A 21,670-nucleotide genomic window follows, 5' to 3' on the forward strand; every position below is an offset into this window, starting at 1 on the left:
GGAGCTGCCGGTCGAGCTACGCGCGTTCTCGCCTGGGCAAAGATTCTGATGGGCGAACGAGCGAGCGCCGAAGTCGCGGTCGCCAATAGCCCGGCCCGGAAGGGCTGGGAGGACAGGGCGACGAGGATTCGAGCCCCGAAGGGGCGGAGCTAGGCCGCGATCTCGGGCGCGGGAACCGCGGCCGGAGCGGCTTCCACCTTCTCGTCCTTCAGCAGCGGCCAGCCCTTGCGCAGGACGTACTCCAGCCACGCGCCCGCGGCCTGCGAGGTGAGCACCGCCGACAGGACCAGCGTGGTGTAGAAGGCCGCGTTGATGATGCCGGCGTCGTAGGCGACCGAGGCCAGCACGATGCCGGGGCCGCCGCGGGCGTTCGTGGCGACGGCGAGGTTCACGATGTCGAGCCCGCGGAAGCCCGCGAGGCGCGCGCCCGCCGCGACCGAGACCAGCTTCAGCACGCAGCTCCCGACCAGGAACAGCGCCAGCATGCCGAAGGCGAACGACTTCGAGAGGTCGAGCCGCCAGCCGACGATGGCGAAGTAGATGGGGATGAAGACCGCGAAGCTGAACTTGCCGATGGCCTCAAGCGATTCCGCGAACAGCCGGCGCTTCTTGTGGACGACGGCGAATCCGGCGAGGAAGGCGGCGAACACCAGGCTGACGCCGAGCGCGCCCGCGACGGCGCAGTAGGCCAGCAGGACGGCCATCACGTAGCCGACCGGCGAGTTCGAGGCGAAGACGTTGAAGCGCGCCTTGTTGAAGCGCTTCACCAGGCGCGGCGCCACGGTGAGGCCGAGCAGGAAGAAGGCCAGCGTCTTGGCGACGTGCGCGCCCATGCCGAGCGCGTCGAGCGCGGCCTGGCCGGCGAGCGCGGTGGCGACTCCCAGCGCCGCCCACAGCACGATGTCCTCGATCACCGCAACACCCAGCACGAGCCGCGCGAAGCGCGTGCCCAGGATCTTGAGGTCGGCGAAGATGCGCGAGATGACCGGGATGGACGTCACGGCGACCGCGATGGCCAGCACCAGCACCACCGACCAGCGATTGCCGTTGGGTCCGCTGAGAGCGTCGAGCGCCAGGAACGGCGCGATGGCGAGGCCGAGCAGGAAGGGCGTGCCGGTCCCGACCGAGACCAGCCAGCCGACCTCCTTGCGCTCCTCGCGCGAGAACAGCTGGCGCGTCTCCGCGCCCGAGAGGAACATCAGCAGCAGCAGTCCGAGGTTGTAGACGAACCCGACGACGACCTGGTACTTCGCCCCGGCGGGCGTGCCGGTCTCGAACAGGCGCGCGAACAGGCCGGGGGCAAAATGTCCCAGCAGCGAGGGGCCGAGCAGCACGCCGGCCAAGATCTCGCCGACGACGCGCGGCTGGCGCAGGCGCACGAACAGCCACCCCAGCAGGTGTGCCAGGCCGAGGATCAACAGCAGGACGAGGGTAAGAGAGCCGATCTCGTGTTCCGACATGAGGGCAGGACCGCACCCAATCTGATGAGCAGAGCAGCAGCCATGCTGCCTCGCGGCGTTTGACCGCCGCGCGCCGGCTGGTTGACACTCTGAAGGCCATGCTGCGACGCCTCTGTGCCGGCCTGTGGCTCTGCCTCGCCGCCCTGCCCGGGGCCTTCGCGGATGACGTGCAGGGCCGCGTGACCTCGGGCGAGGAGGCCCCGGTCGCGGGCGCGCGCGTGAGCCTGCTGTCCAGCACCGCCAAGGTCGCCGAAGCCTCGAGCGCGAGCGACGGACGCTTTCGCCTCACCGCCATCCACGCCGGCGACTACGTGCTGCAGGTAGAAGCGCCGGGATTCAGCGCGCAGCGGCTGGCGGTGCGCGTGCCGCAGGGGAAGGCGCTCGAGGTCCGGCTGACGATCGCGCCGGTCGCGCAGCAGGTCACGGTCACGGCGCTGGCCGGTGAGGTGGAGGAGATCTCCGCCGTCTCGCAGGCGACCAACGTCATCAGCGCGAGCCAGATGGAGCTGCGCGCGCCGCTGGTGCTGGTGCAGGCGGCGCAGGAGGAAGAGGGCCTGGCGATGCAGCGCACCGCGCCGGTGATGGGCGGCATCTTCGTGCGCGGGCTCACGGGCAACAAGGTCAACGTGTTCGTGGACGGCGTCCGCTACTCCACGGCGGCGGCGCGCGGCGGCGTCAACACCTTCCTCAACCTGAACAGCGTTTCGAACCTGGAGGCCATCGAGGTCCTGCGCGGCCCCAACAGCGCGCAGTACGGCTCGGACTCGCTCGGCGGCACCGTGCAGCTGCTCACGCTGGCGCCGCCGATCGGGACCGACGGGCTGCAGTTCCACGGCGCGTGGACCGCGCTGGCCAGCGTGGCCGACGCCGGCTACGGCTCGAGCGCGCAGGTCACGGCCGGCGGCAAGCGCGCCGGCGTGGTCGCGAACCTCGATGCGCGCCGCGCGAACCGCCTGCGTCCCGGGCAGGGCGTGGACTCGCACGCCGCCGTCACGCGCTTCTTCGGGCTGCCCTCGGACCTGTTCTTCGGCCCGCGCCTGCCCGACACCGCCTTCACCGCCTACGGCGGCATGGCCAAGCTCTACTGGACGCCCGCCACCGACTCCTACTTCACCGCGCACTACAGCCGCGGGCAGCAGGACGGCGGCGAGCGCTACGACCAACTGCTGGGCGGCGACGGCAACCTGGTCGCCGACCTGCGCAACCTGATGGACGACTTCTTCTACGCGCGCTTCGAGCGGCTCAACGCCGGCTGGTTCACGCGCGCCAGCGTGGGCTACTCCTTCAACGCGCAGCGTGAGGAGCGCGTGAACCAGGGCGGGCAGGGCAATCCCAGCGGCGCCATCACGCACGAGCGCGAGCGGACCTCGGTGCACGGCGTCCACGGACTGCTCGACAAGAAGCTGGCGCGCCACGACCTGATCTTCGGGGCCGAGTACTACCACGAGCGCGTGCGCGCGCCCGCCTACGCCTTCGACCCGGTCACGGGCACGGTCGCCGTCCGCCGCGGCCGCGTGCCGGACAACGCGCTCTACCGCAGCGGCGGCGCGTACCTGCAGGACGTGTGGCAGGCCATCCCGCAGAAGCTGCAGTTCGTGGGCGCGGTGCGCTACAGCGCGGCTTCGTACCGCGCGCGCGCGGCCGACAGCCCGCTGGCGCCGCCGCTCTGGCCCAACGACGCGCTGCGCACCAGCGACGTCACCTTCCGCGCCGCCGTGCTCGCGACGCCGGCGCCCTGGCTCAGCCTCTACGGCAACTTCAGCCGCGGCTTCCGCGCGCCGCACATCACCGACCTCGGCACGCTCGGCCTCACCGGCTCCGGCTTCGAGGTCGCCGCGCCCGAGGTCGCCGGCCTCGGCGCCACCATCGGCGACTCCGCCGCCGCCACCGCCCTCTCCACCGGGCGGCCGGTCGTGCAGGTGGAGCCGGAGACCAGCATGAGCTACGAGGGCGGCGTGCGCATCTCCACGCGCTGGCTCAACTCCTCGACCGCGGTGTTCGTCAACCAGATCGACGACAACATCACCAAGCAGGCGCTCATCCTGCCGGCGGGCGCGGTCGGCACTGCGATCGGCGGCGAGACCATCACGGCGCAGACGCCGGGCGGCGCCGTCTTCGTCGCCGCCGCCACCAACCCGGTGCTGGTGCGCGCGAACTTCGACGACGCGCGCATCTGGGGTGTGGAGCACCGCACCGAGGTCACACTGAACGCGCGCTGGTCCTTCGGCGGGCTCGCCACGTACCTGCACGCTGCCGACGAGCGCACCGGATCGCCGCCCAACATCGAGGGCGGGACGCCTGCGCCCGACGGCTACTTCCACGTCCGCTACAGCGACGCCAAGTCGCGCTGGTGGGTCGAGCCCTACCTGCACGCCGCCGCGCGCCAGGACCGCCTCTCGACCCTCGACCTCGAGGACCGCCGCACCGGCGCGATGCGCAGCGCCGCACAGATCGCCAACTTCTTCCGCCGCGGGGCCACCGTGCGCGGCTGGACCGGCCCCGGCCCGGACCTCGCCTTCGGCACGCCCGACGACGTGCTGCTCGCGACCGGCGAGACGCTGGCGGAGGTGCAGCTCCGCGTGCTCGGGCCGGGCCTGCTCGCGGCGCCGCTCTATGCCGCGGTCCCCGGCTACGTGACGTTCAATCTCCGCGGCGGCGTGCGCCTGGGCGAGCGCCAGAGCCTGATGCTCGACTTCAGCAACATCGGCGACCGCACGTACCGCGGCATCAGCTGGGGGGTCGACGCCCCCGGGCGCTCCCTCACTGTGCTCTACCGCGTCAGCTTCTGAGCCGCCAACATCCCGCGCCCGGCGCACCTCTAAGCAGCCATGTACTGGCTCGCGGCGGCAGGCACCGAAGCGGCGAAGAAGTCCGCCTGGGGATGGCTCGTCCACCTCGGCGGACCGGGGCTCATCCTGCTCGCCTTCCTCGATAACTCCGTCATCCCGATGCCGGGCAGCATGGACCTGCTGACGATCGTGCTCGCGGCCGGTCATCCCAGCTGGTGGTGGTACTACGCGATCATGGCGACCATCGGCGGGATGGCCGGCGCCTACCCGACGTATCGCCTTGGACGCAAGGGCGGCAAGGAAGGGCTGGAGAAGAAGGTATCGAAGGAGCGCCTGAAGAAGATCAACCACAGCTTCGAGAAGCACGGGCCGTGGGCGCTGATCGTGCCGGCGCTCATCCCGCCGCCATTCCCGCTGTCACCCTTCCTGGCCGCCGCGGGTGCGCTCCAGCTGCCGCTGCGGCGCTTCTTCGCCTCGCTCGCCATCGGCCGCGGGATCCGCTACTTCCTCGTTGCCTGGCTGGGAGCGCACTACAGCAGGCAGCTGCTCGGGTTCTTCTCGCGCTACTACAAGCCCATCCTGTGGGCGGGCATCGCGCTGGCCGTGGTGAGCGCGCTGGCGGCGCTGGGAGCGTGGTGGTGGCACAAGCGGAAGCCGCGTCGCGGCGTGAGACCGGCGCGGCGCGCAGCATGATGGGATACCGCGGCCGCCCTCGGCCGCGGCCTTTGACGTTCGGCCGCGTTCCTGGGGTTCCTCAGCAGATTTCAGAAGCGGAATTCGGTTCCTGCGCGTGCAGTGAGCGCGCGCTCGTAGATCTGCGCTGCTGCCGCGGCGTCTTCGAGCGCGATGCCGGTGCTGTCGAACAGCGTGATCTCCTGGCCGGAGAGGCGTCCGCTCTTCTTTCCGGCAACGACCTCGGCGAGATCGGCGTGCACCGCGCCGGGGTGGATGGCGCCCGCGGCGAGGGCGTGATGCAGGTCGCCCATGCGGGCACATTGCGCGGCGCTGTCGCACACCACCTTGCTGCGCGAGAACAGGCGCGGCTCGATCTCCTGCTTGTGTTCGTTGTCGGCGCCCACGGCGGCGACGAAGGCGCCGGGGCGCACGTCGTCGGCGAGCAGGAAGAAGCGGCGGGCGGGGGTGCAGGTCACGATGACGTCGGCGGACCGAACGGCCTCGTCCAACGGCGCGGCGCGCGCTTCGAGCTGCGTCTCGTGTCGCACGCGCTCGGCGAAGCGCTCGGCGGCGGCGGGGTCGGTGTCGAACGCGAAGACGCGCTCCAGCGGCAGCACGGCGCGCAGCGCCTGGAGCTGCCACCACGCCTGCTTGCCGCAGCCGCAGATGGCCGCGACCCGCCCATCACGGCGCGCGAGATACTGCGCTGCGACCGCGGTGGCGGCGCCGGTGCGTAGCGCGGTCAGCGTGCTCGAGTCCATCAGCGCGAGCAGCTCGCCGGTGGCGGCGTCGCACAGCACGACGACGCCCTGGATCGCCGGCAGCCCGTGCTGCGCAGGATTACCGGGAAAGTTCGCGTTCGCCTTCACGACGAAGTAGCCCTGCCAGCGCGCGGCCTTCACGTGCATGCTGCCCTGCTCACTGTGGAGGGCGAGGACTTCCGAAGGCGGCGTGCGCCCTTCGCCGAGCGCGCGGAAACCCTCCTCGACCGCGGCGATGCAGGCGGCCATGTCGAGGGCCGCGGCGGTCTCGGCGGCGGAGAGCAACAGGGTCGGTCTCGCCATGGTCAGCTCCGCAGCAGCCGCACCAGGTCCGTTCCGGGAGCGGCTTCGAACGGGTCGCGCCCGCGGCGGAAGGTGCGCGCCGGCAGCGGCCCGCGCAGCTCCGCCACCTCGCCGCACTGCACGATCCACGAGCCTTCGCGCAGCCCGACGACCGGCGTCGTGTTCTCTTCGAGGAACTGGATGATGCGCTCCTCCTGGGTCTCGCCCATGTGCCGGGAGTTCGGGTCGGGGTCGAGGAAGTGCGGGCTGATCTGGAAAGGGAAGAGGCCGAGCGCGTCGAAGGAAGGCGGCTGGACGATGGGCATGTCCTTGGTGGTCTTGATGGTGGGACCCGCGACGTTGGCGCCGGCGCTCGAGCCGACATACGGCATGCCCTGGGCGAAGCGTTCGCGGATGGGCACCAGCAGATCGTCGCAATAGAGCGCGTTGAGCAGGCGGAAGGTGTTGCCGCCGCCGATGAAGAGCGCTTCGGCCTGCTGAACGGCGGCGGGGCGGCGCTCGGGCGCGACGTCATGGATGGAGTCGAGCGCGATGCCGAGCGCGGCGAAGCGCGCGCGGGCCTTGGCGGCGTAGGCGTCCATGTCGAACAGCGCGTAGGGAACGAACAGGACGCGGCGGACGCCGCGCAGCAGCTCGCGGAGCTCCTCGGCGACATGGTCGAGATATCCGCGGCCGAACACGGTGGAGTTGCTGACGAGGAGGAGCTGGGTCTGCATGGGCGGCTCCGTGAATGTTAGATATATAACACAAAACGATATAGTACTATCAGTCTATGGCAGAGGCGATCCCGACCTGGCTGGTGCTGCTGTTTCGCCTGCCGAGCAAGCAGGCCAGCGGGCGCGTGGACGTGTGGCGGCGGCTGAAGCGCGCCGGCGCGCTGCCGCTCGGGCCCGGCGGCCACCTGCTGCCCGACTCGCCGGAGAACCGCGAGCGCTTCGAGTGGCTGGCGGAGGCGGTGCGGCACTACCGCGGGGAGGCGTCGGTGCTGGGGGTGCGCACCGTCGGCGGCCTGGAGCCCGGGGCGCTGCGCGCGCGCTTTGTCGCGGCGCGGCGCGCCGACTACGCCCGCCTGCTCGGCGACGCGAAGGCGCTGGCGCGCGCCGACGCGCGTTCCCGCCAGGCGGGGCTGGCGCGGCTCCGCAAGCGCATGCAGGAGATCACCGACACCGACTACTTTGGAGGTCCGATGCGCGAACGTGCGGAAGCAGCGTTGCAGCAGTTGGCGGGCGGGGCGCCGGCCAGGGTGGCGCCGGGCAAGGCGTCCAGGAAAGGGTTTACCGGGCGCGTGTGGCTCACGCGTCCGCGGCCGGGCATCGACCGCTGCTCGTCCGCCTGGCTGATCCGCAACTTCATCGACCCGAAGGCGCGCTTCCGCTTCGCGGGCGATGCGGCGGCCGTGCCGGAAGCCATCCCGTTCGACATGTACCAGCCGGGCGGGTTCGGCCATCGCGGCGACCACTGCACCTTCGAGACGCTGGTGAGCGGATTCAAGCTGCGCGGCCGGGGGCTGCGGCTGCTGGCCGAGATGGTCCACGACGCCGACCTGAAGGACGAGAAGTACGGCCGCACGGAAGCGATCACCATCGACCGCATCCTGAAGGGCTGGGCTACGGCCGGCATGCCGGACCAGGAGTTGCTCGACAAGGGCGCAGAGCTGATCGGCGGGCTCTACCGCTCGCTCGCGTAAAGGAGGAAAGACATGCTGCTCATCGTGATGGCATTGCTCACAGGGCTGGGCGTGGGAATGTTCGCCGGGCTGATCGGCGTGGGTGGCGGCGTCATCGCCGTCCCCCTCCTGGTGTACGCCTTCGGCATGGACCAGAAGATGGCGCAGGGGACGTCGCTGGTGATGCTGCTCGGCCCCAGCGGGATCTTTGCCATCATGGAGTACTATCGCGCGGGCAACGTGAACCTGAAAGTCGGGTTGCTGATGGCCGTCGGGGTGCTCATCGGGGCCTACTTCGGCGGGCACTGGGCGCAGACGCTCTCCAACGTCGCGCTGCGGCGCACCTTCGCGGTGGTGCTGGCCGCGGTCGCGGTGAAGATGTTCTTCCAAAAATAAGTCTTCCGACGTCAGACTTCAGGCTTCAGCCGAAGACCGCTCACAGCCGCGGCCATCGCTCTAGCGGAAGACTGAGGTCTGAAGTCTTCTTTCTAGCTCTTCTCGAAGACGTCGGCTTCGGCGCACGGCTTGCCGCCTTTGACGAGCATGCGGATCTCGGTGCCGCCGGCGTGGTGCGAGACGCGGTCCATGAGGCGGTTGACCATGAAGATGCCGCGGCCGTGGTCGGCGAAGATGTTCTCGGCCTGGGTGGGATTGGGAAGCTGCGCCGGGTCGAAGCCCTCGCCGGGATCGCGCACCACGATGAGCATGCCGCGCTCCTCGTCGCACGCGATCGTGCACTGCACGCTCTTGCCAGGATCGTTCTTGCATCCGTGGATGATGGCGTTGGCGAGCGATTCGCGCAGCGCGGTCTCGACCTCGAACTCCTTGCCGCAGCCGCACTGCATGGCGCGCATCATGCCGAGCACGCCGTCGACCACGTCGTTGACGTGCTCCAGGTCCGCGGCGACGGTCACGTCGACCTTCACCCGCAGGCTGTCGGGATCGAACTCCCACTCGGGAAAGCGCTCGTCGGGCATGGCCGCTCCTTCAAGCGCTCAGGATACGCGCCAGCGCCTCGTCCAGTCGAGGATGCTGGGGCTGAAATCCTGCGGCCGCGAGCTTGGCCGGCACGACTCGCTGGCTAGCGAGCAGCAGCGCTTCGGCCATCTCGCCGAGCGCGAGCCGCGCCGCGAAGGCGGGCATGGGAAAGATGGTGGGGCGATGGAGCGCCTTGCCGAGCGCTTGCGTGAAGTCGGCGTTGCGCGCGGGCTCGGGCGCGACGACATTCACCGGGCCGCGCAGCGCTTCCGTCGCGAGCGCGAAGCGGAAGGCGGCAACCACGTCTGCGAGCGTGACCCAGCTCCAGTACTGGCGGCCGCTGCCGATGTTGCCGCCCAGGCCGAGTTTGAAGGGCGTGAGCATGCGCGGCAGCGCGCCGCCGTGCTTCGCCAGCACGACGCCGAGCCGCAGCTTGACCACGCGGATGCCGGCGCGCTCCGCCGGCTCCGCCGCCGCTTCCCATCCCTGCACGACCTGCGCCAGGAAGTCCTTGCCCGGCGCGCTCTGCTCGGTCAGCGCTTCGTCGCCGCGATCGCCGTAGTAGCCGATGGCGGAGGCCATCACCAGCACGCGCGGGGGCTTCACCATCTCGGCGAGCGACTCGGCGACCTGGCGCGTGCCGGTGACGCGGCTCTCATAGATGCGCCGCTTCTTCTCGCTCGTCCAGCGGCCGGCGATGTTCTCCCCCGCGAGGTGAATGACGGCGTCGAAGCCCTCGAAGAGCGAGGGCAGCGGCCCCGCGGCGGGGTCCCAGTAGACCTCGGGCGCGCCGGGGGCGGGGGGCTCGCGGCGCAGTCGGATGAGCTGGTGGCCGTCGCACACCAGCGCCGGCACCAGGGCCGACCCTACGAATCCCGCAGCTCCCGTCACGGCGATATGCATGAGCTATTGTCGAACGCGGCGCGCCCCGCGCGCAAAGAGTTGAACGCGCGCTTGGAGCGCGCCTCCAGAAGTTGAACCCCTGCGCTACCGGCCTGCGCCGGCGGTCTGGGGCTGCATCTCGACGTACTGCAGGAACGCCGGGCTCACGCCGCCGTACGTACCAGCAACGTCGGTGATCACCTTCGGCGCCATCACGCGCGAGCCAAGGACGAACAGCACCAGCGAGGCGAAGAATGCGCCAAAGCCGACCAGCATTCCCCAACCGTCCATGTCCGGGCCGCTGGTGCCGACCCAGATGCCCGCCGGGATGCAGCCCAGGAACAGGAGCCAGCCGATGCCGAGGTACATGCGGCGCCGCTGACGATGCGGGTCGCAGAGCGGCACCTGGATCTTCTGGCGCTTCATCACGATGGTGGCCACGATGGCGTAGATCAGCAGTCCGGGGAAGAGGATGAGCAGATACAGCCAGGGCTGGTGCCAGCCAAAGTTCCTGTTCACGACGCCGGCGGAGGGCTGGCCGCACTTCACGCAATAGGGCGGCAGCGAGGCGCCGATAGGGATGACGAGGTTGTCTCCCTCGCGGCGCAGCGCCAAAACGGGCCGGGCCAGCGTATTGCCGCAGGTCGTGCACGTCGCGGCAGAATCGGCGTTCTTCGTTCCACAGTTCGCGCAGAACATAGGGCGGATCCTCCCCCGGGAGCGGCGGGATTATCCGTGCTGTGGGCGGTTCCGGCAAGAGGGAATCGCGGGGAGCCGCAGATTTACTCGCTATAATCCAGTATGGCCACGTTGCGACATCCGATCGCGGCTTCTTTTTCCTTAGAACCGCTGAGCGATCTCGCGGCGCGAGCTGCCCTTCGGCCTTTGGGCAGGCGGCTCGGCGGGCAAGCCGGCCTCGCCGCCTCGGTGGAGATCTTCTAGATGGCGACGCTCCGTCATCAGATCGCCACGAACGTACTCACGGTCACCAAGTTCCGCGACCTGCTGAAGAAGGTGCGCGCGAACCGTCCCAACGACGACGTGGAGATCATTCGCAAGGCCTACGACTACTCGCTCGAGCACCACAAGGGCCAGTCACGGGCCTCGGGCGAGCCGTACCTGACGCATCCGCTGGAAGTCGCCGGCATCCTCGCCGAGCTGAAGCTCGACCCCACCGCCATCGCCGCCGCGCTGCTGCACGACTCCGTCGAAGACACCACCGTCACCACCGAGGACATCAAGAAGGAGTTCGGCGAGCAGGTGGCGCAGCTGGTGGAGGGCGTCACCAAGATCTCGAAGATCGATTTCGCGACCCGCGAGGAGCGCCAGGCCGAGAACCTGCGCAAGATGATCCTGGCGATGGTGGACGACATCCGCGTCGTCCTCATCAAGCTGGCCGACCGGCTGCACAACATGCGGACGCTGGCCGCGCTGCCGGCGGAGCGCCAGGAGCAGATCGCCAAGGAGACGCTGGAGATCTACGCGCCCATCGCGCACCGGCTGGGCATGGGCAAAGTGCGCGGCGAGCTCGAAGACCTCGCCTTCCAGTACTTCGACCCCATCGCTTACAAGCAGATCCGCGAAGCGGTGGAGGCGCGCCGCAAGCGCGGCGAGCAGTTCCTCGACCAGATCGAGGGCGTCATCCGCGAGAAGCTGAAGGAGAACGGCATCGCGGCCAAGGTGGAGAGCCGCATCAAGCGGCTCTACTCGGTCTACCAGAAGCTGCAGCGGCAGCGCATCGCGGTGGACCAGGTGTACGACCTGCTGGCCATCCGCATCGTCACCGCGTCGGTGAAGGACTGCTACGCGGTGCTGGGCGCCATCCACCAGATGTGGCGGCCGGTGCCGGGCAGGATCAAGGACTTCATCGCGATGCCGCGCGCCAACCTCTACCAGTCGCTGCACACCACGGTGATGTCGGAGAGCGGCACGCCCTTCGAGGTGCAGATCCGCACCGAGGAGATGCACAAGATCGCGGAAGAGGGCATCGCGGCGCACTGGAAGTACAAGGACGGCGCGCCCGTCTCCGCCAAGGACGAGCAGCGGCTGGCGTGGCTGCGCCAGGTGGTGGACTGGCAGCGCGACATCGCCGACCCGGGCGAGTTCCTCTCCACCTTCAAGGTCGAGCTCTATCCCGAAGAGGTCTATACCTTCACGCCCAAGGGCAAGGTGGTGATCCTGCCGCGGGACGCGACGGTGGTGGACTTTGCCTACGCCGTGCACACCGAGGTGGGTAACAGCTGCACCGGCGGGAAGGTGAACGGGCGGATGGTCCCGCTGCGCACCAAGCTCCGCAACGGCGACATCGTGGAGATCCTGACCAAGGAAGGCCACCGGCCGAGCCGCGATTGGCTGGGATTCGTGCGCAGCTCGCGCGCGCGCAACAAGATCAAGCACTGGCTCAACATCCACCAGCGCGAGCGCGCCATCGAGATCGGGCGCAAGCTGATTGAGAAAGAGGCGCGCAAATACCGGGTCGCGCTCAAGGAGATCTCGGAAGAGAGCTTCCAGAAGCTGGCGAGCGACTACGGCCTGGGCCGGCCCGACGACCTGATCGCCGGCATCGGCTTCGGCAAGTATTCGGCGCGGCAGGTGCTGGGGCGGCTCGTCCCCGAATCCATGGGGCAGACGCCCGACGACACGCAGCCTTCCGGCCTGGGCAGCGTGATCCGGCGGGTCTTCGGCGGCACGCCCGAGGTGGGTGCGCTCAAGGTCAAAGGCTCCGACGACCTGCTGATCTATCGCGCGCGCTGCTGCAACCCGATCCGCGGCGAGGAGATCGTGGGCTACGTGACGCGCGGCAAGGGCGTCGCGGTGCACTCCAAGGGCTGCCCCAACGTGCTCAACCTGATGTACGAGCCCGACCGGCGCATCGCGGTGGAGTGGGCGGCGATGCGGAAGTCGGACGGCACCGCCACCTACCCGGTGAAGCTCACGCTCTACTGCGACGACCGCGCCGGCATGCTGAAGCAGGTCACCGCCGTCATCTCCGACGACAACACCAACATCCGCAACATCGAAGCGCGCTCGGCGGATTCGCAGGCGACCATCGACGTCACCATCGACACCGAGGACCTGAAGCACCTGGAGCGCATCGTGGCGGGGCTGCGGAAGCTGCCGGGGGTGCGCGACGTGCAGCGCAACAAGCGGGTGTGATGGAAGCAATAAGCGATAGGCAATAAGCGTGGAGCGCGCTCGCCCCCGGAACGCGCGTAATAGAATCCCTTCCAGTGCTTTCCGAACTGATCACCGGAGTCGCAGCGGCGGGCGCCGCCGCGGGTGTGTTCGCCTACGGGGCGCGGGCGCCGCAGTCGCAGCTGTTCGGTCCGGCTTTCTGCGGGACGCCGGGAAGGGGGAAGCAGCTCGCGCTCACTTACGACGACGGCCCCAACGATCCGTGGACGCAGAAGCTGCTGGACGTGCTCGACCGCCATGGCGTGAAAGCGACGTTCTTCCTGATCGGGCGGTACGTGGAGCTGCGCCCGGAGATCGCGCGCGAGGTCGCGGCGCGCGGGCACGTGGTCGGCAACCACACCTGGTCGCACCCCGACCTGGTGTTCACCTCGAAAGCGACGCTCGAGTCGGAGCTGAAGAAGACGGAAGCCGCGCTCACGCAGGCCGTGGGCGCGCACTCGAGGTTGTTCCGGCCGCCGTTCGGCGCGCGGCGGCCAGCGACGCTGAAGACCGCGCGCGCGCTGGGCCTCGAGCCCATCCTGTGGTCGGTGACCTGTTGGGACTGGTCGGCGAAGAGCCCGGAGGCCATCGTGAAGAAGGCCGCGCGGCGGATCCGCGGCGGCGACGTCATCCTGCTGCACGATGGCGGGCATTTGGCGTTCGGGGCCGACCGAGTGCACACGGTGGCGGCGACGGATGAACTCATCCGGCGCTACCAGGGCGAGGGGTTCGAGTTCGTGACGGTGCCGGAGATGCGGGCGTCACCAGACTCTTAGGCTTGTCATTCCGAGCGAAGCGAGGAATCTGCTTTTCGTGACGAAGAAGCAGATTCCTCGTCGCTACGCTCCTCGGAATGACAAGTCATAGGGAAGGAAACGCTTCCCGCGCCGCTTCTACCGTGAGCCGCACCTCGTCTTCGGTGTGCGCGCCGGAGAGGAACGCCGCCTCGAATTGCGAGGGCGGCAGGTAGACGCCGCGCTCCAGCATCGCGCGATGCCACTTGCCGAAGGCGGCGGTGTCGGACTTCGCCGCCGAATCCCAGTCCGTGACTTTCCCCGGCTGGAAGAACCAGGTGAACATCGAGCGGACGCGGTTGGCCATCAGCTTCACGCCCGCTTCTTCTGCCGCGGCGCAGACCTTCTCGACCAGCACGCCGGCGAGCGATTCCAGGCGCGTGTAAAGCTCGGGGTGCGCCTTCAGGTGCTTCAGGGTCGCGAGGCCGGCGGCCATGGCGAGCGGGTTGCCGCTGAGCGTGCCCGCCTGGTAGACGGGGCCGAGGGGCGCGACCGTGTTCATGATCTCGGCGCGGCCGCCGTAGGCGCCCACCGGCAGCCCGCCGCCGATGATCTTGCCGAGCGTCGTCATGTCGGGCTTGATGCGGTAGAGCTGCTGCGCGCCGCCGTAGGAGACGCGGAAGCCGGTCATCACCTCGTCGAAGATGAGCACCGCGCCGTCGCGCCGCGTGATCTCGCGCAGCGCTTCGAGGTACCCCGGCGCGGGCGGGACGCAGCCCATGTTGCCGACCACCGGCTCCACGATGACGCACGCGATCTGCCCCTTGAACCTCGTGAACGCCTGCTCGACCGCGGTGACGGAGTTGTAGGGGAGCGCGAGGGTGAACTGCGCGAGTTCGTCGAGCACGCCGGCGGAGCCGGCGATGCCGAGCGTCGCCACGCCGGAGCCGGCCTTGACCAGCAGGGAATCGGCGTGGCCGTGGTAGCAGCCTTCGAACTTGACCAGGTATTTGCGTTCGGTGAAGCCGCGCGCCAGGCGGATGGCCGACATCGTCGCCTCGGTGCCGGACGAGACGAAGCGGACTTTTTCGCACGACGGGAAGGCGTCGAGCACCGCCTCGGCGAGCTCGAGTTCGAGCGGGGTGGAAGCGCCGAAGCTCGCGCCCGAGCGCGCGCCCGCCTCGATCACGCGCGTCACTTCCGGATGGCAGTGGCCGAGGATGAGCGGACCCCAAGAGCCGACGTAGTCGATGTACTCGTTGCCGTCGGCGTCCCACATGTGCGAGCCGGAGCCGCGGACGATCCACGGCGGGTCGCCGCCCACGGCGCGGAAGGCGCGCACCGGGGAATCGACGCCGCCGGGGATCACGCGCTCGGCGCGCTCTTGCAGCTTGCGGGAGAGGTCGGTCTTGCGGGGCATGGGGAACGGAACACTATAGCAGCGCGATCAGCGCGTGAAGGCATGGCGGGCGAGGACCGCTGCTACCGTGTAATAGAGCGGGGAGAGAATCACCCAAGACCAGAATGAGGCGGCGGGAAACGGCTCAGCATGAGCGGCTGCATCGGCCTTAAGGGTGCGATAGAGCAGCACGTCAAGGCCGGCGAGTATGGCCGCTCCACAAGCCGCCACGGTTCCGGGGTTCGGAAAGAGAGATGAAATAAGGAACCCTCCTACCCAAGGCAATGCAGCAGAAGACAGCGCGACGAGCTTACGTCCGATCGGGGTGGGAGGCGGCGCATTCCAAGGTCTGTCAACCTCTCCGGTTCCGGTGTCGCGGACTACGAGCCGCGTTGGAACTCCGAGGGCATCGGAGAGTTCGCTCGCCACAGCCGGCAAGTCGTGCAGCAGCGGATAGTAGCTGGTGTGAGACAAGACCCTTTCATCGCCGCCGTGGGATACCGTCACTATCTCGAGTGCTTCCCTACTGCCGAAGTTTTCCACGAACCTGAATGCCAGGGAGACAAGCCCGGCACGGCCTACAGCCAGCGAACTAGTACCGAACAAGGACGGACGCACGAATCTCAGTTCTTGCGCGTCTACCTCGAACCTGCCAAAGCCGGATCGCCGAATGATCCAGCGCCCCAAGACGGCTGCGGTCACTATGAGGAAACCAACGATGTCCCACTGAACACTCTCGCCGAAGCGCGTCCGCCGCCAAACTTCGTAGCCGGCGAGTGCTACCGAGGGGCTTGCCACGACCAATGCCCATACCCAGCCGGGGATGGTGCTGGAGCGGATTCTAATGACGCGTTTCACGCGGCCGCATCTTAAACCCTACAGGCGTCGTCGTGCGCCACACTGGTAGAATCAAAGCTGAGTCATGGTCCAGCCATTCGTCCGCGAACTGTTCGTGGACGTGGAAAAGTCTGACGCCCTCAAGCGTGCGATACCCCCTCTGAAGGGTCGCGCGGGGCGGATACGTGTCGCTGGACTCACCCCGACTGCCAAAGCCCTGCATCTTCCGCTGCTGCGGCGCGCGGGGCAGAAGCCGCTGCTGGTCGTCGTCCGGAACAACAAGGCGGCGGAGGCGCTGCTGCCGGTAGTGCGCGCGTTCTGCGAGCTGACCGGCGCGGCGGAGCCGGAGGCCGCCATCGCGCTGCCGGCCTACGACGTGCTGCCGTTCGAGAACCAGTCGCCGCATCCCGAGATCCAGGAAGAGCGCGCGGCGACGCTGTGGAAGATCGCCACGGGGGCGGCGGAGATCGTGCTTGCGCCGCTGGAGTCGGCGCTCATGCGGATGCGGCCGGCGGAGGCTTACGCGGCGCTGGCGCGCACGCTGCGCAAAGGCGAGAGCGTCGACAGCGACCTCCTGGTCGAGCACCTGAACCTGGTCGGCTACGTGAAGGTGGACGTGGTCGAGATGCCGGGGCAGTACGCCGTGCGCGGCGGCATCCTGGACGTGTACTCGCCCGAGATGGATCGGCCGGTGCGCGCGGAGTTCTTCGGCGACGAGCTCGAGTCGCTGCGGAAGTTCGATCCGGCGTCGCAGCGCTCGCAGAACCCGCTGGACGAGGCGGTGCTGCTGCCGCTGACCGAGACCGCCGTGAGCGAAGCGACGCTGGCCGCCATCCACGCGCGCCTCTCGGGCGGGCGCATCACGGGCGCGCAGGCCACGGTGGAAGAGGCCGTGGTCGCGACCGGCGTGAGCGTCTTTCCCGGCTGGGAGCTGTACGCGCCGGTCGCGGGCGCTCCGGCGACGCTGCTCGACCTGCTGCCGGAAGCGGTCGTCTTCGTGGACGAGCCAAGCGAAGTGACTGCCGAGATCGACGTCTTCTGGGAGAAACTGGAGCGCGCGCACGAGCAGTCGGGCGTCGGGAACCTGGTGAAGCCGGAGGAGCTGTTTCTCTCCGCCGAGGAGTGGCAGGCCGCGCTCGCGCAGCGCGCCGGCGGGGCGCTGGAACATCTCGGTATCGAGACCGGCGACACCGAGACCATCACGCTGCAATCGCAGCCCACGCCGCGCTTTCATGGCGCCGTGCCGGCGCTGGTGGAAGAGGTGCAGCGGCTGACGGCGGACGGGCGCCGCGTGCTGTTCTGCGCCGGCTCCACCGGCGAGATGGAGCGGCTGGCCGACATCTTCACCGAATACAACGTGCCGTTCCGCATGGGGATGCGCACCGGCACCGCCGGCGGCGAGACTTTCCTCGACGAAGCCGCGTACTTCACCGAAGACGTGTTCGCGACGGTGCTGGTGCGCGCGTATGTGCCCGACGGCGTCCAGCTGCCCGAAGCGAAGCTCACCGTGTTCGGGTCGCGCGACCTGTTCGACGAATCGGAAGCTGCCGCCGCGCGGCCGCTGAAGCAGAAGTCGAAGACCGCGGCGTTCATGTCGGACTTTCGCGACCTCGCCGTCGGCGACTACGTGGTGCACGTGGAGCACGGCATCGGCCAGTACGTGGGGCTGCGCGAGATCGACCAGGAGGGCGCGAAGGCCGAGTTCATGGTGCTGGAGTACGCCGAGGGCGCGAAGCTCTACGTGCCGCTCACGCGCCTCGACCTGATCCAGAAATATCGCTCGGCGGAGGGCGCGAAGCCGGCGCTGAGCCGCCTGGGCACGGCGGCGTGGCAGAAGACCAAGGCGCGCGTGAAGAAGGCCATGAAAGACATGGCCGACGAGCTGCTGAAGCTCTACGCCGCGCGCAAGACCGCGCAAGGCCACGCCTTCCCCGCCGACACCGAGTGGCAGAAGGAATTCGAGGACGCGTTCGAGTTCGCCGAGACCGAGGACCAGGACCTGGCCATCGCCGACATCAAGCGCGACATGCAGTCGCCGCAGCCCATGGACCGCCTGCTGTGCGGCGACGTGGGGTACGGCAAGACCGAGGTCGCGATGCGCGCGGCCTTCAAGGCGGTGAGCGACGGCAAGCAGGTCGCGGTGCTCGCGCCCACCACCATCCTCGCCTTCCAGCACTACGAGACGTTCCAAGACCGCTTCAAGCAGTTCCCGCTGACGGTCGAGATGATCTCGCGCTTCCGCTCGCCCAAGCAGCAGAAGGAGATCGTGGAGCGCGTGGCGCAGGGCAAGGTCGACGTGCTCATCGGCACGCACCGCCTGCTCTCGAAGGACATCGTGTTCCAGGACCTCGGGCTGCTGATCGTGGACGAGGAGCAGCGCTTCGGCGTCCGGCACAAAGAGCGGCTGAAGCAGATGCGCAAGGAGGTGGACGTGCTGACGATGAGCGCGACGCCCATCCCGCGCACGCTGCACATGGCGGTGGTCGGGCTCCGGGACATGAGCGTGATCGAGACGCCGCCGCGGGACCGCATCGCCATCCAGACGGTCGTGGCTGCGTTCGACGAGAAGCTGATCAAGAATGCCATCGAGCAGGAGCTCGACCGCGGCGGCCAGGTCTACTTCGTCCACAACCGCGTGGATTCCATCTACGAGATCGCAGAGAAGATCCGCGAGCTGGCGCCGAAGGCGCGCATCCTCGTCGGGCACGGACAGATGAGCGAGCACGAACTGGAGAAGGTGATGTATGCGTTCGTGCGCCACCAGGCCGACGTGCTGATCGCCACCACCATCATCGAGAACGGGCTCGACATCCCCCTGTGCAACACCATCCTCATCAACCGCGCCGACCGGCACGGGCTCTCGGAGCTCTACCAGCTGCGCGGGCGCGTGGGGCGCTCGAACCGCCGCGCGTATGCGTATTTGCTGGTGCCGCCGGAGCAGGAGCTGACCGCCATCGCGCGCCGCCGGCTGGCCGCGCTCAAGGAATTCTCGGACCTCGGCGCCGGCTTCAAGATCGCCGCGCTCGACCTGGAGCTAAGAGGCGCCGGGAACCTGCTGGGCGGAGAGCAGAGCGGGCACATCGACGCCGTCGGCTTCGAGCTCTACACCTCGATGCTGGAGCGCACCATCCGCGAGCTGAAGGGCGAGGTGAGCGAGGAAGCGGCCGAGACGCAGCTGAACCTCGGCCTCAACATCCGCATCCCGCCGGAGTACATCGCGGAGGAGAACCAGCGGCTGCGGATGTACAAGCGCGTGGCGGCGGTCGAGACCGCGCAGCAGCTCGGCGACGTGCGCGACGAGCTCGCCGACCGCTACGGCGAGATGCCGGCCGCGGTCCGCAACCTGCTAGCCTACGCCGAGCTGAAGCTCGCGGCCGAGCGCGTGGGCGTGGCCGGCATCGACCGCCGGCGCGACGTCGTGAACGTGAAGTTCACCGAGAAGGCGAACATCGACGCCGACAAGCTCGCGCACTTCGTGGCGCAGGAGCGCGGCGCGCAGTTCACGCCGGCAGGGATCCTGAAATTCCAGCTCAAATCGACGCGGCCCGAAGATGTGCTCACGCGGCTGAAAGAGTTGCTGAGCGACCTGGCTGCGGAAGAAGTCAGGGTCGCCTGATTGCCGATTGCCAATCGCCGATTGCCGATTGGGTGGGCCCCAGGACTAGAATGGCCGCGCCATGGATCCAGCCGAGTTGAAGCAAAGAACCAGGAAGTTTGCCGTGCGGGTGTTCAAGATGGCCGATGCGCTTCCGCGCTCCGCCGCATCGCAGGTGATTGCTCGACAAGTGCTCCGATCGAGCAGTTCGGTGGCCGCGAACTATCGCTCGGCATGTCGCGCGCGTTCGCACGCAGAGTTCATCGCGCGCCTCGGCGTCGCCGAAGACGAAGCCGATGAGACCGTATTCTGGCTGGAGATGATCATTGAGGCCGGATTGCTGCCTGCGGCCAAGCTCGTCAAGCTGATGGACGAAGCTCGCCAACTCACGGCCATTCTGGTCGCATCTCGTAAGACTTCCAAGCGCCGTGAAGATCGGCAATCGGCGATTGGCGATCGGCAATGAAGAAGATTCGCAAGGCGGTGTTTCCGGCGGCCGGTCTGGGCACGCGCTTTCTCCCCGCGACGAAAGCGCAGCCGAAAGAGATGCTGCCGCTGGTCGACAAGCCCATCATCCAGTACGGCGTGGAAGAAGCGCTGGCGGCGGGCTGCGACCAGATCATCATCGTCACCGGGCGCGGCAAGTCGGCCATCGAAGACCACTTCGACGTCAGCTACGAGCTGGAGAAGATGCTGGAGGAGCGCGGCAAGCACGACCTGCTGACCATCGTGCGGCAGATCAGCGACATGATCCACGTCGCGTACGTGCGCCAGAAGGAAGCCATGGGGCTCGGCCACGCGGTGCTGATGGCGCGCGAACTGGTGGGCGACGAGCCCTTCGCCGTGCTGCTCGCCGACGACGTGATCGACGCGCGCACGCCCTGCCTCAAGCAGATGGCCGAGGTCTACGAGCAGACCGGCTCGGCCGTCATCGCGACACAGCAGGTGGATGGGCCGGGCATCTCGGCGTACGGCGTGCTCGACGCGCAACCGGTGCCGGGGAAGTTCGGCGGGCGGCTGTACGAGATCAGGGACCTGGTCGAGAAACCCAAGCCGCAGGATGCGCCGTCGAACCTGGCCGTCATCGGGCGGTACATCCTGACGCCCGACGTCTTCGAATATCTCGAGAAGACGCCGCTGGGCGCCGGCGGCGAGCTGCAGCTCACCGACGGCCTGCGTGGGCTGGCGAAAAAGGGGAAGCTGCTGGGCTATCGCTTCGAGGGCGTGCGGCACGATACCGGCGACAAGCTCGGCTTCCTGAAAGCGACGGTGGAGTTCGCGCTCAAGCGGCCGGACCTGGGTGACGGGCTGCGGGAGTACCTGAAGAACCTCAAGCTGTAACGCCCTGAACCGTTCATCGTGGTCTCACGATTGTTCATGCCGGCTATCGGACCGCGGGGCTCATGATCCAATCGTGCATCCAGTCGGTGGGGTAGCCGGCGCGGCGGAGGTCGGTGGCGAGCTGCGCCCAGTGGCGCATGCCGTGCGTCAGCGCCTGCCCCAGCATCTTGCGCTTGCTGACCTGGCCGGCGGGACCGAAGGGCGCCTGTTCCGCGAGTTCCTTCTCGCCCGCTTGCGCGATGAAGTCACGCATCTTCTTGCGCGCGGCTTCGCCGATGGCGAAGACCTCGTCCACGGTCGACTGCGGCAGCTGCTCGAGATCCGGGCGCGGCTCGCCCAGCGCCGCGCAGCCGAAGATAAGCTCGGCGATGAAGATGTGCGCGACCAGTTCGCGCACGTTCTTCGCGCCGCGGACATCGGTGGCGAGCTCGAACGCCGCGGGGTTCTTCTGGAAGTATTCCTTCCAGCGGCGCGACTCGGCGTCGGTGTAGTCGAGCAGCTCGCGGAAGCTGAGGCCGGGCTCGCTCATTTTCCGCGCGCGGCCTTGAGCTTGGCGGATTTCTCCTCCACGCCCTTGGCCAGCTTCTCCTTGTGCGCCTTCATCTTCTCGGCGATGGCCTGGTCGCCGAGCGCGATGATCTGCGCGGCCAGGATGCCGGCGTTGGTGGCGCCCGCCTTGCCGATGGCGACGGTCGCGACCGGGATGCCGGCGGGCATCTGCACGGTCGAGAGCAGCGAATCGAGGCCGTTCAGGACGCTCGGGATAGGCACGCCGATGACCGGCAGGGTGCTCTCGGCGGCGATGACGCCGGCGAGGTGGGCGGCGCCGCCCGCGCCCGCGATGATGACCTTGATGCCGCGGCCGGCGGCCGAGCGCGCGAAGTCGCCCGTCTTGCGCGGCGCGCGGTGCGCCGAGGTCACGTCGATCTCGTACGCGATGCCGAAGCCCTCGAGGGCCTTGGCGGCCTCGTTCATGATCTCCAGGTCGGAGTCGCTGCCCATCACAATCGCTACTTGCGGCTTATCTGACATTCGTTCCTCTCTCTAGTTTTTCTTCAACGCCGAGGCGCGGAGTT

The 21,670-nt window shown here is 68.5% G+C and carries 19 protein-coding genes; 9 read left to right on the top strand and 10 right to left on the bottom strand.

Annotated features, from left to right (window positions below):
• Positions 1 to 149: 149 nt before the first annotated feature.
• Complete coding sequence (locus VLA96_10040; GenBank protein HSE49534.1) at positions 150 to 1,460, bottom strand: cation:proton antiporter; 1,311 nt, start codon at positions 1,458 to 1,460, stop codon at positions 150 to 152.
• 98 nt (positions 1,461 to 1,558) lie between these two features.
• Between VLA96_10040 and VLA96_10045 the strand changes: the two genes are divergently transcribed.
• Both VLA96_10045 and VLA96_10050 read left to right on the top strand, forming a co-directional pair.
• The gene (locus VLA96_10045; GenBank protein ID HSE49535.1) at positions 1,559 to 4,249 is read left to right on the top strand and encodes a TonB-dependent receptor; all 2,691 of its coding nucleotides are present in this window, start codon (positions 1,559 to 1,561) and stop codon (positions 4,247 to 4,249) included.
• Between the two features lie 39 nt (positions 4,250 to 4,288).
• The gene (locus VLA96_10050; protein HSE49536.1) at positions 4,289 to 4,942 is read left to right on the top strand and encodes a VTT domain-containing protein; all 654 of its coding nucleotides are present in this window, start codon (positions 4,289 to 4,291) and stop codon (positions 4,940 to 4,942) included.
• 71 nt (positions 4,943 to 5,013) lie between these two features.
• On the opposite strand, the gene VLA96_10055 is transcribed toward VLA96_10050, so the two are convergent.
• Both VLA96_10055 and pepE read right to left on the bottom strand, forming a co-directional pair.
• Positions 5,014 to 5,988: an ornithine cyclodeaminase family protein gene (locus VLA96_10055; protein ID HSE49537.1), complete on the bottom strand. Its 975-nt coding sequence runs from the start codon at positions 5,986 to 5,988 to the stop codon at positions 5,014 to 5,016.
• 2 nt (positions 5,989 to 5,990) lie between these two features.
• Positions 5,991 to 6,704, bottom strand: coding sequence for a dipeptidase PepE (pepE, locus tag VLA96_10060; protein ID HSE49538.1), 714 nt, complete (start codon positions 6,702 to 6,704; stop codon positions 5,991 to 5,993).
• A gap of 56 nt (positions 6,705 to 6,760) precedes the next feature.
• Here pepE and VLA96_10065 point away from each other — a divergent pair, with 56 nt between their 5' ends.
• Positions 6,761 to 7,675, top strand: a complete 915-nt coding sequence (locus VLA96_10065) for a chromate resistance protein ChrB domain-containing protein (GenBank protein ID HSE49539.1) — start codon at positions 6,761 to 6,763, stop codon at positions 7,673 to 7,675.
• Between the two features lie 12 nt (positions 7,676 to 7,687).
• Complete coding sequence (locus VLA96_10070; protein ID HSE49540.1) at positions 7,688 to 8,050, top strand: sulfite exporter TauE/SafE family protein; 363 nt, start codon at positions 7,688 to 7,690, stop codon at positions 8,048 to 8,050.
• 92 nt (positions 8,051 to 8,142) lie between these two features.
• On the opposite strand, the gene VLA96_10075 is transcribed toward VLA96_10070, so the two are convergent.
• The 3 genes from VLA96_10075 to VLA96_10085 all read right to left on the bottom strand — a co-directional run bounded on the left by VLA96_10075 (position 8,143) and on the right by VLA96_10085 (position 10,213).
• The gene (locus VLA96_10075) at positions 8,143 to 8,631 is read right to left on the bottom strand and encodes an ATP-binding protein (GenBank protein HSE49541.1); all 489 of its coding nucleotides are present in this window, start codon (positions 8,629 to 8,631) and stop codon (positions 8,143 to 8,145) included.
• Between the two features lie 10 nt (positions 8,632 to 8,641).
• The gene (locus tag VLA96_10080) at positions 8,642 to 9,535 is read right to left on the bottom strand and encodes a TIGR01777 family oxidoreductase (protein ID HSE49542.1); all 894 of its coding nucleotides are present in this window, start codon (positions 9,533 to 9,535) and stop codon (positions 8,642 to 8,644) included.
• Positions 9,536 to 9,619: 84 nt separating this feature from the next.
• A complete protein-coding gene (locus tag VLA96_10085; GenBank protein HSE49543.1) occupies positions 9,620 to 10,213 on the bottom strand; it encodes a zinc ribbon domain-containing protein in 594 nt (197 codons plus the stop codon).
• Between the two features lie 243 nt (positions 10,214 to 10,456).
• Here VLA96_10085 and VLA96_10090 point away from each other — a divergent pair, with 243 nt between their 5' ends.
• Together VLA96_10090 and VLA96_10095 are read left to right on the top strand one after the other, a co-directional pair.
• Positions 10,457 to 12,670, top strand: a complete 2,214-nt coding sequence (locus VLA96_10090) for a bifunctional (p)ppGpp synthetase/guanosine-3',5'-bis(diphosphate) 3'-pyrophosphohydrolase (GenBank protein ID HSE49544.1) — start codon at positions 10,457 to 10,459, stop codon at positions 12,668 to 12,670.
• 74 nt (positions 12,671 to 12,744) lie between these two features.
• On the top strand, positions 12,745 to 13,464 hold the full coding sequence (locus VLA96_10095; protein HSE49545.1) for a polysaccharide deacetylase family protein: 720 nt from the start codon (positions 12,745 to 12,747) through the stop codon (positions 13,462 to 13,464).
• A gap of 85 nt (positions 13,465 to 13,549) precedes the next feature.
• On the opposite strand, the gene hemL is transcribed toward VLA96_10095, so the two are convergent.
• Both hemL and VLA96_10105 read right to left on the bottom strand, forming a co-directional pair.
• Positions 13,550 to 14,842 (bottom strand): glutamate-1-semialdehyde 2,1-aminomutase, encoded by a 1,293-nt coding sequence (gene hemL, locus VLA96_10100; protein HSE49546.1) that lies wholly within the window; start codon positions 14,840 to 14,842, stop codon positions 13,550 to 13,552.
• 27 nt (positions 14,843 to 14,869) lie between these two features.
• On the bottom strand, positions 14,870 to 15,679 hold the full coding sequence (locus VLA96_10105) for a hypothetical protein (GenBank protein ID HSE49547.1): 810 nt from the start codon (positions 15,677 to 15,679) through the stop codon (positions 14,870 to 14,872).
• A gap of 64 nt (positions 15,680 to 15,743) precedes the next feature.
• On the opposite strand from VLA96_10105, the gene mfd reads away from it, so the two are divergent.
• The 3 genes from mfd to galU all read left to right on the top strand — a co-directional run bounded on the left by mfd (position 15,744) and on the right by galU (position 20,594).
• Entirely contained in the window at positions 15,744 to 19,274 is a 3,531-nt protein-coding gene (gene mfd, locus VLA96_10110) for a transcription-repair coupling factor (protein HSE49548.1), read from the top strand.
• Positions 19,275 to 19,335: 61 nt separating this feature from the next.
• Positions 19,336 to 19,719, top strand: a complete 384-nt coding sequence (locus VLA96_10115) for a four helix bundle protein (protein HSE49549.1) — start codon at positions 19,336 to 19,338, stop codon at positions 19,717 to 19,719.
• Positions 19,716 to 20,594 (top strand): UTP--glucose-1-phosphate uridylyltransferase GalU, encoded by an 879-nt coding sequence (galU, locus tag VLA96_10120; protein HSE49550.1) that lies wholly within the window; start codon positions 19,716 to 19,718, stop codon positions 20,592 to 20,594. The genes VLA96_10115 and galU overlap by 4 nt, the downstream gene beginning before the upstream one ends.
• Before the next feature lie 43 nt (positions 20,595 to 20,637).
• Here the strand turns inward: galU and VLA96_10125 are convergent, their stop codons facing one another.
• Positions 20,638 to 21,123: a DinB family protein gene (locus VLA96_10125; protein HSE49551.1), complete on the bottom strand. Its 486-nt coding sequence runs from the start codon at positions 21,121 to 21,123 to the stop codon at positions 20,638 to 20,640.
• Positions 21,120 to 21,626, bottom strand: coding sequence for a 5-(carboxyamino)imidazole ribonucleotide mutase (gene purE, locus VLA96_10130; protein HSE49552.1), 507 nt, complete (start codon positions 21,624 to 21,626; stop codon positions 21,120 to 21,122). Before purE ends, VLA96_10125 begins: the two co-directional genes overlap by 4 nt.
• Positions 21,627 to 21,670: the final 44 nt, after the last annotated feature.

Source organism: Terriglobales bacterium (assembly GCA_035457425.1).
Taxonomy (GTDB): domain Bacteria; phylum Acidobacteriota; class Terriglobia; order Terriglobales; family Acidobacteriaceae; genus JACPNR01.

Coding starts and splice junctions, on each gene's coding strand:
- VLA96_10115 (HSE49549.1), top strand. CDS start 19,336: ATGGATCCAGCCGAGTTGAAGCAAAGAACCAGGAAGTTTGCCGTGCGG.
- VLA96_10075 (HSE49541.1), bottom strand. CDS start 8,631: ATGCCCGACGAGCGCTTTCCCGAGTGGGAGTTCGATCCCGACAGCCTG.
- VLA96_10065 (HSE49539.1), top strand. CDS start 6,761: ATGGCAGAGGCGATCCCGACCTGGCTGGTGCTGCTGTTTCGCCTGCCG.
- VLA96_10070 (HSE49540.1), top strand. CDS start 7,688: ATGCTGCTCATCGTGATGGCATTGCTCACAGGGCTGGGCGTGGGAATG.
- VLA96_10085 (HSE49543.1), bottom strand. CDS start 10,213: ATGTTCTGCGCGAACTGTGGAACGAAGAACGCCGATTCTGCCGCGACG.
- VLA96_10055 (HSE49537.1), bottom strand. CDS start 5,988: ATGGCGAGACCGACCCTGTTGCTCTCCGCCGCCGAGACCGCCGCGGCC.
- pepE (HSE49538.1), bottom strand. CDS start 6,704: ATGCAGACCCAGCTCCTCCTCGTCAGCAACTCCACCGTGTTCGGCCGC.
- VLA96_10125 (HSE49551.1), bottom strand. CDS start 21,123: ATGAGCGAGCCCGGCCTCAGCTTCCGCGAGCTGCTCGACTACACCGAC.
- VLA96_10090 (HSE49544.1), top strand. CDS start 10,457: ATGGCGACGCTCCGTCATCAGATCGCCACGAACGTACTCACGGTCACC.
- VLA96_10040 (HSE49534.1), bottom strand. CDS start 1,460: ATGTCGGAACACGAGATCGGCTCTCTTACCCTCGTCCTGCTGTTGATC.
- galU (HSE49550.1), top strand. CDS start 19,716: ATGAAGAAGATTCGCAAGGCGGTGTTTCCGGCGGCCGGTCTGGGCACG.
- mfd (HSE49548.1), top strand. CDS start 15,744: ATGGTCCAGCCATTCGTCCGCGAACTGTTCGTGGACGTGGAAAAGTCT.
- VLA96_10045 (HSE49535.1), top strand. CDS start 1,559: ATGCTGCGACGCCTCTGTGCCGGCCTGTGGCTCTGCCTCGCCGCCCTG.
- purE (HSE49552.1), bottom strand. CDS start 21,626: ATGTCAGATAAGCCGCAAGTAGCGATTGTGATGGGCAGCGACTCCGAC.
- VLA96_10050 (HSE49536.1), top strand. CDS start 4,289: ATGTACTGGCTCGCGGCGGCAGGCACCGAAGCGGCGAAGAAGTCCGCC.
- VLA96_10080 (HSE49542.1), bottom strand. CDS start 9,535: ATGCATATCGCCGTGACGGGAGCTGCGGGATTCGTAGGGTCGGCCCTG.
- hemL (HSE49546.1), bottom strand. CDS start 14,842: ATGCCCCGCAAGACCGACCTCTCCCGCAAGCTGCAAGAGCGCGCCGAG.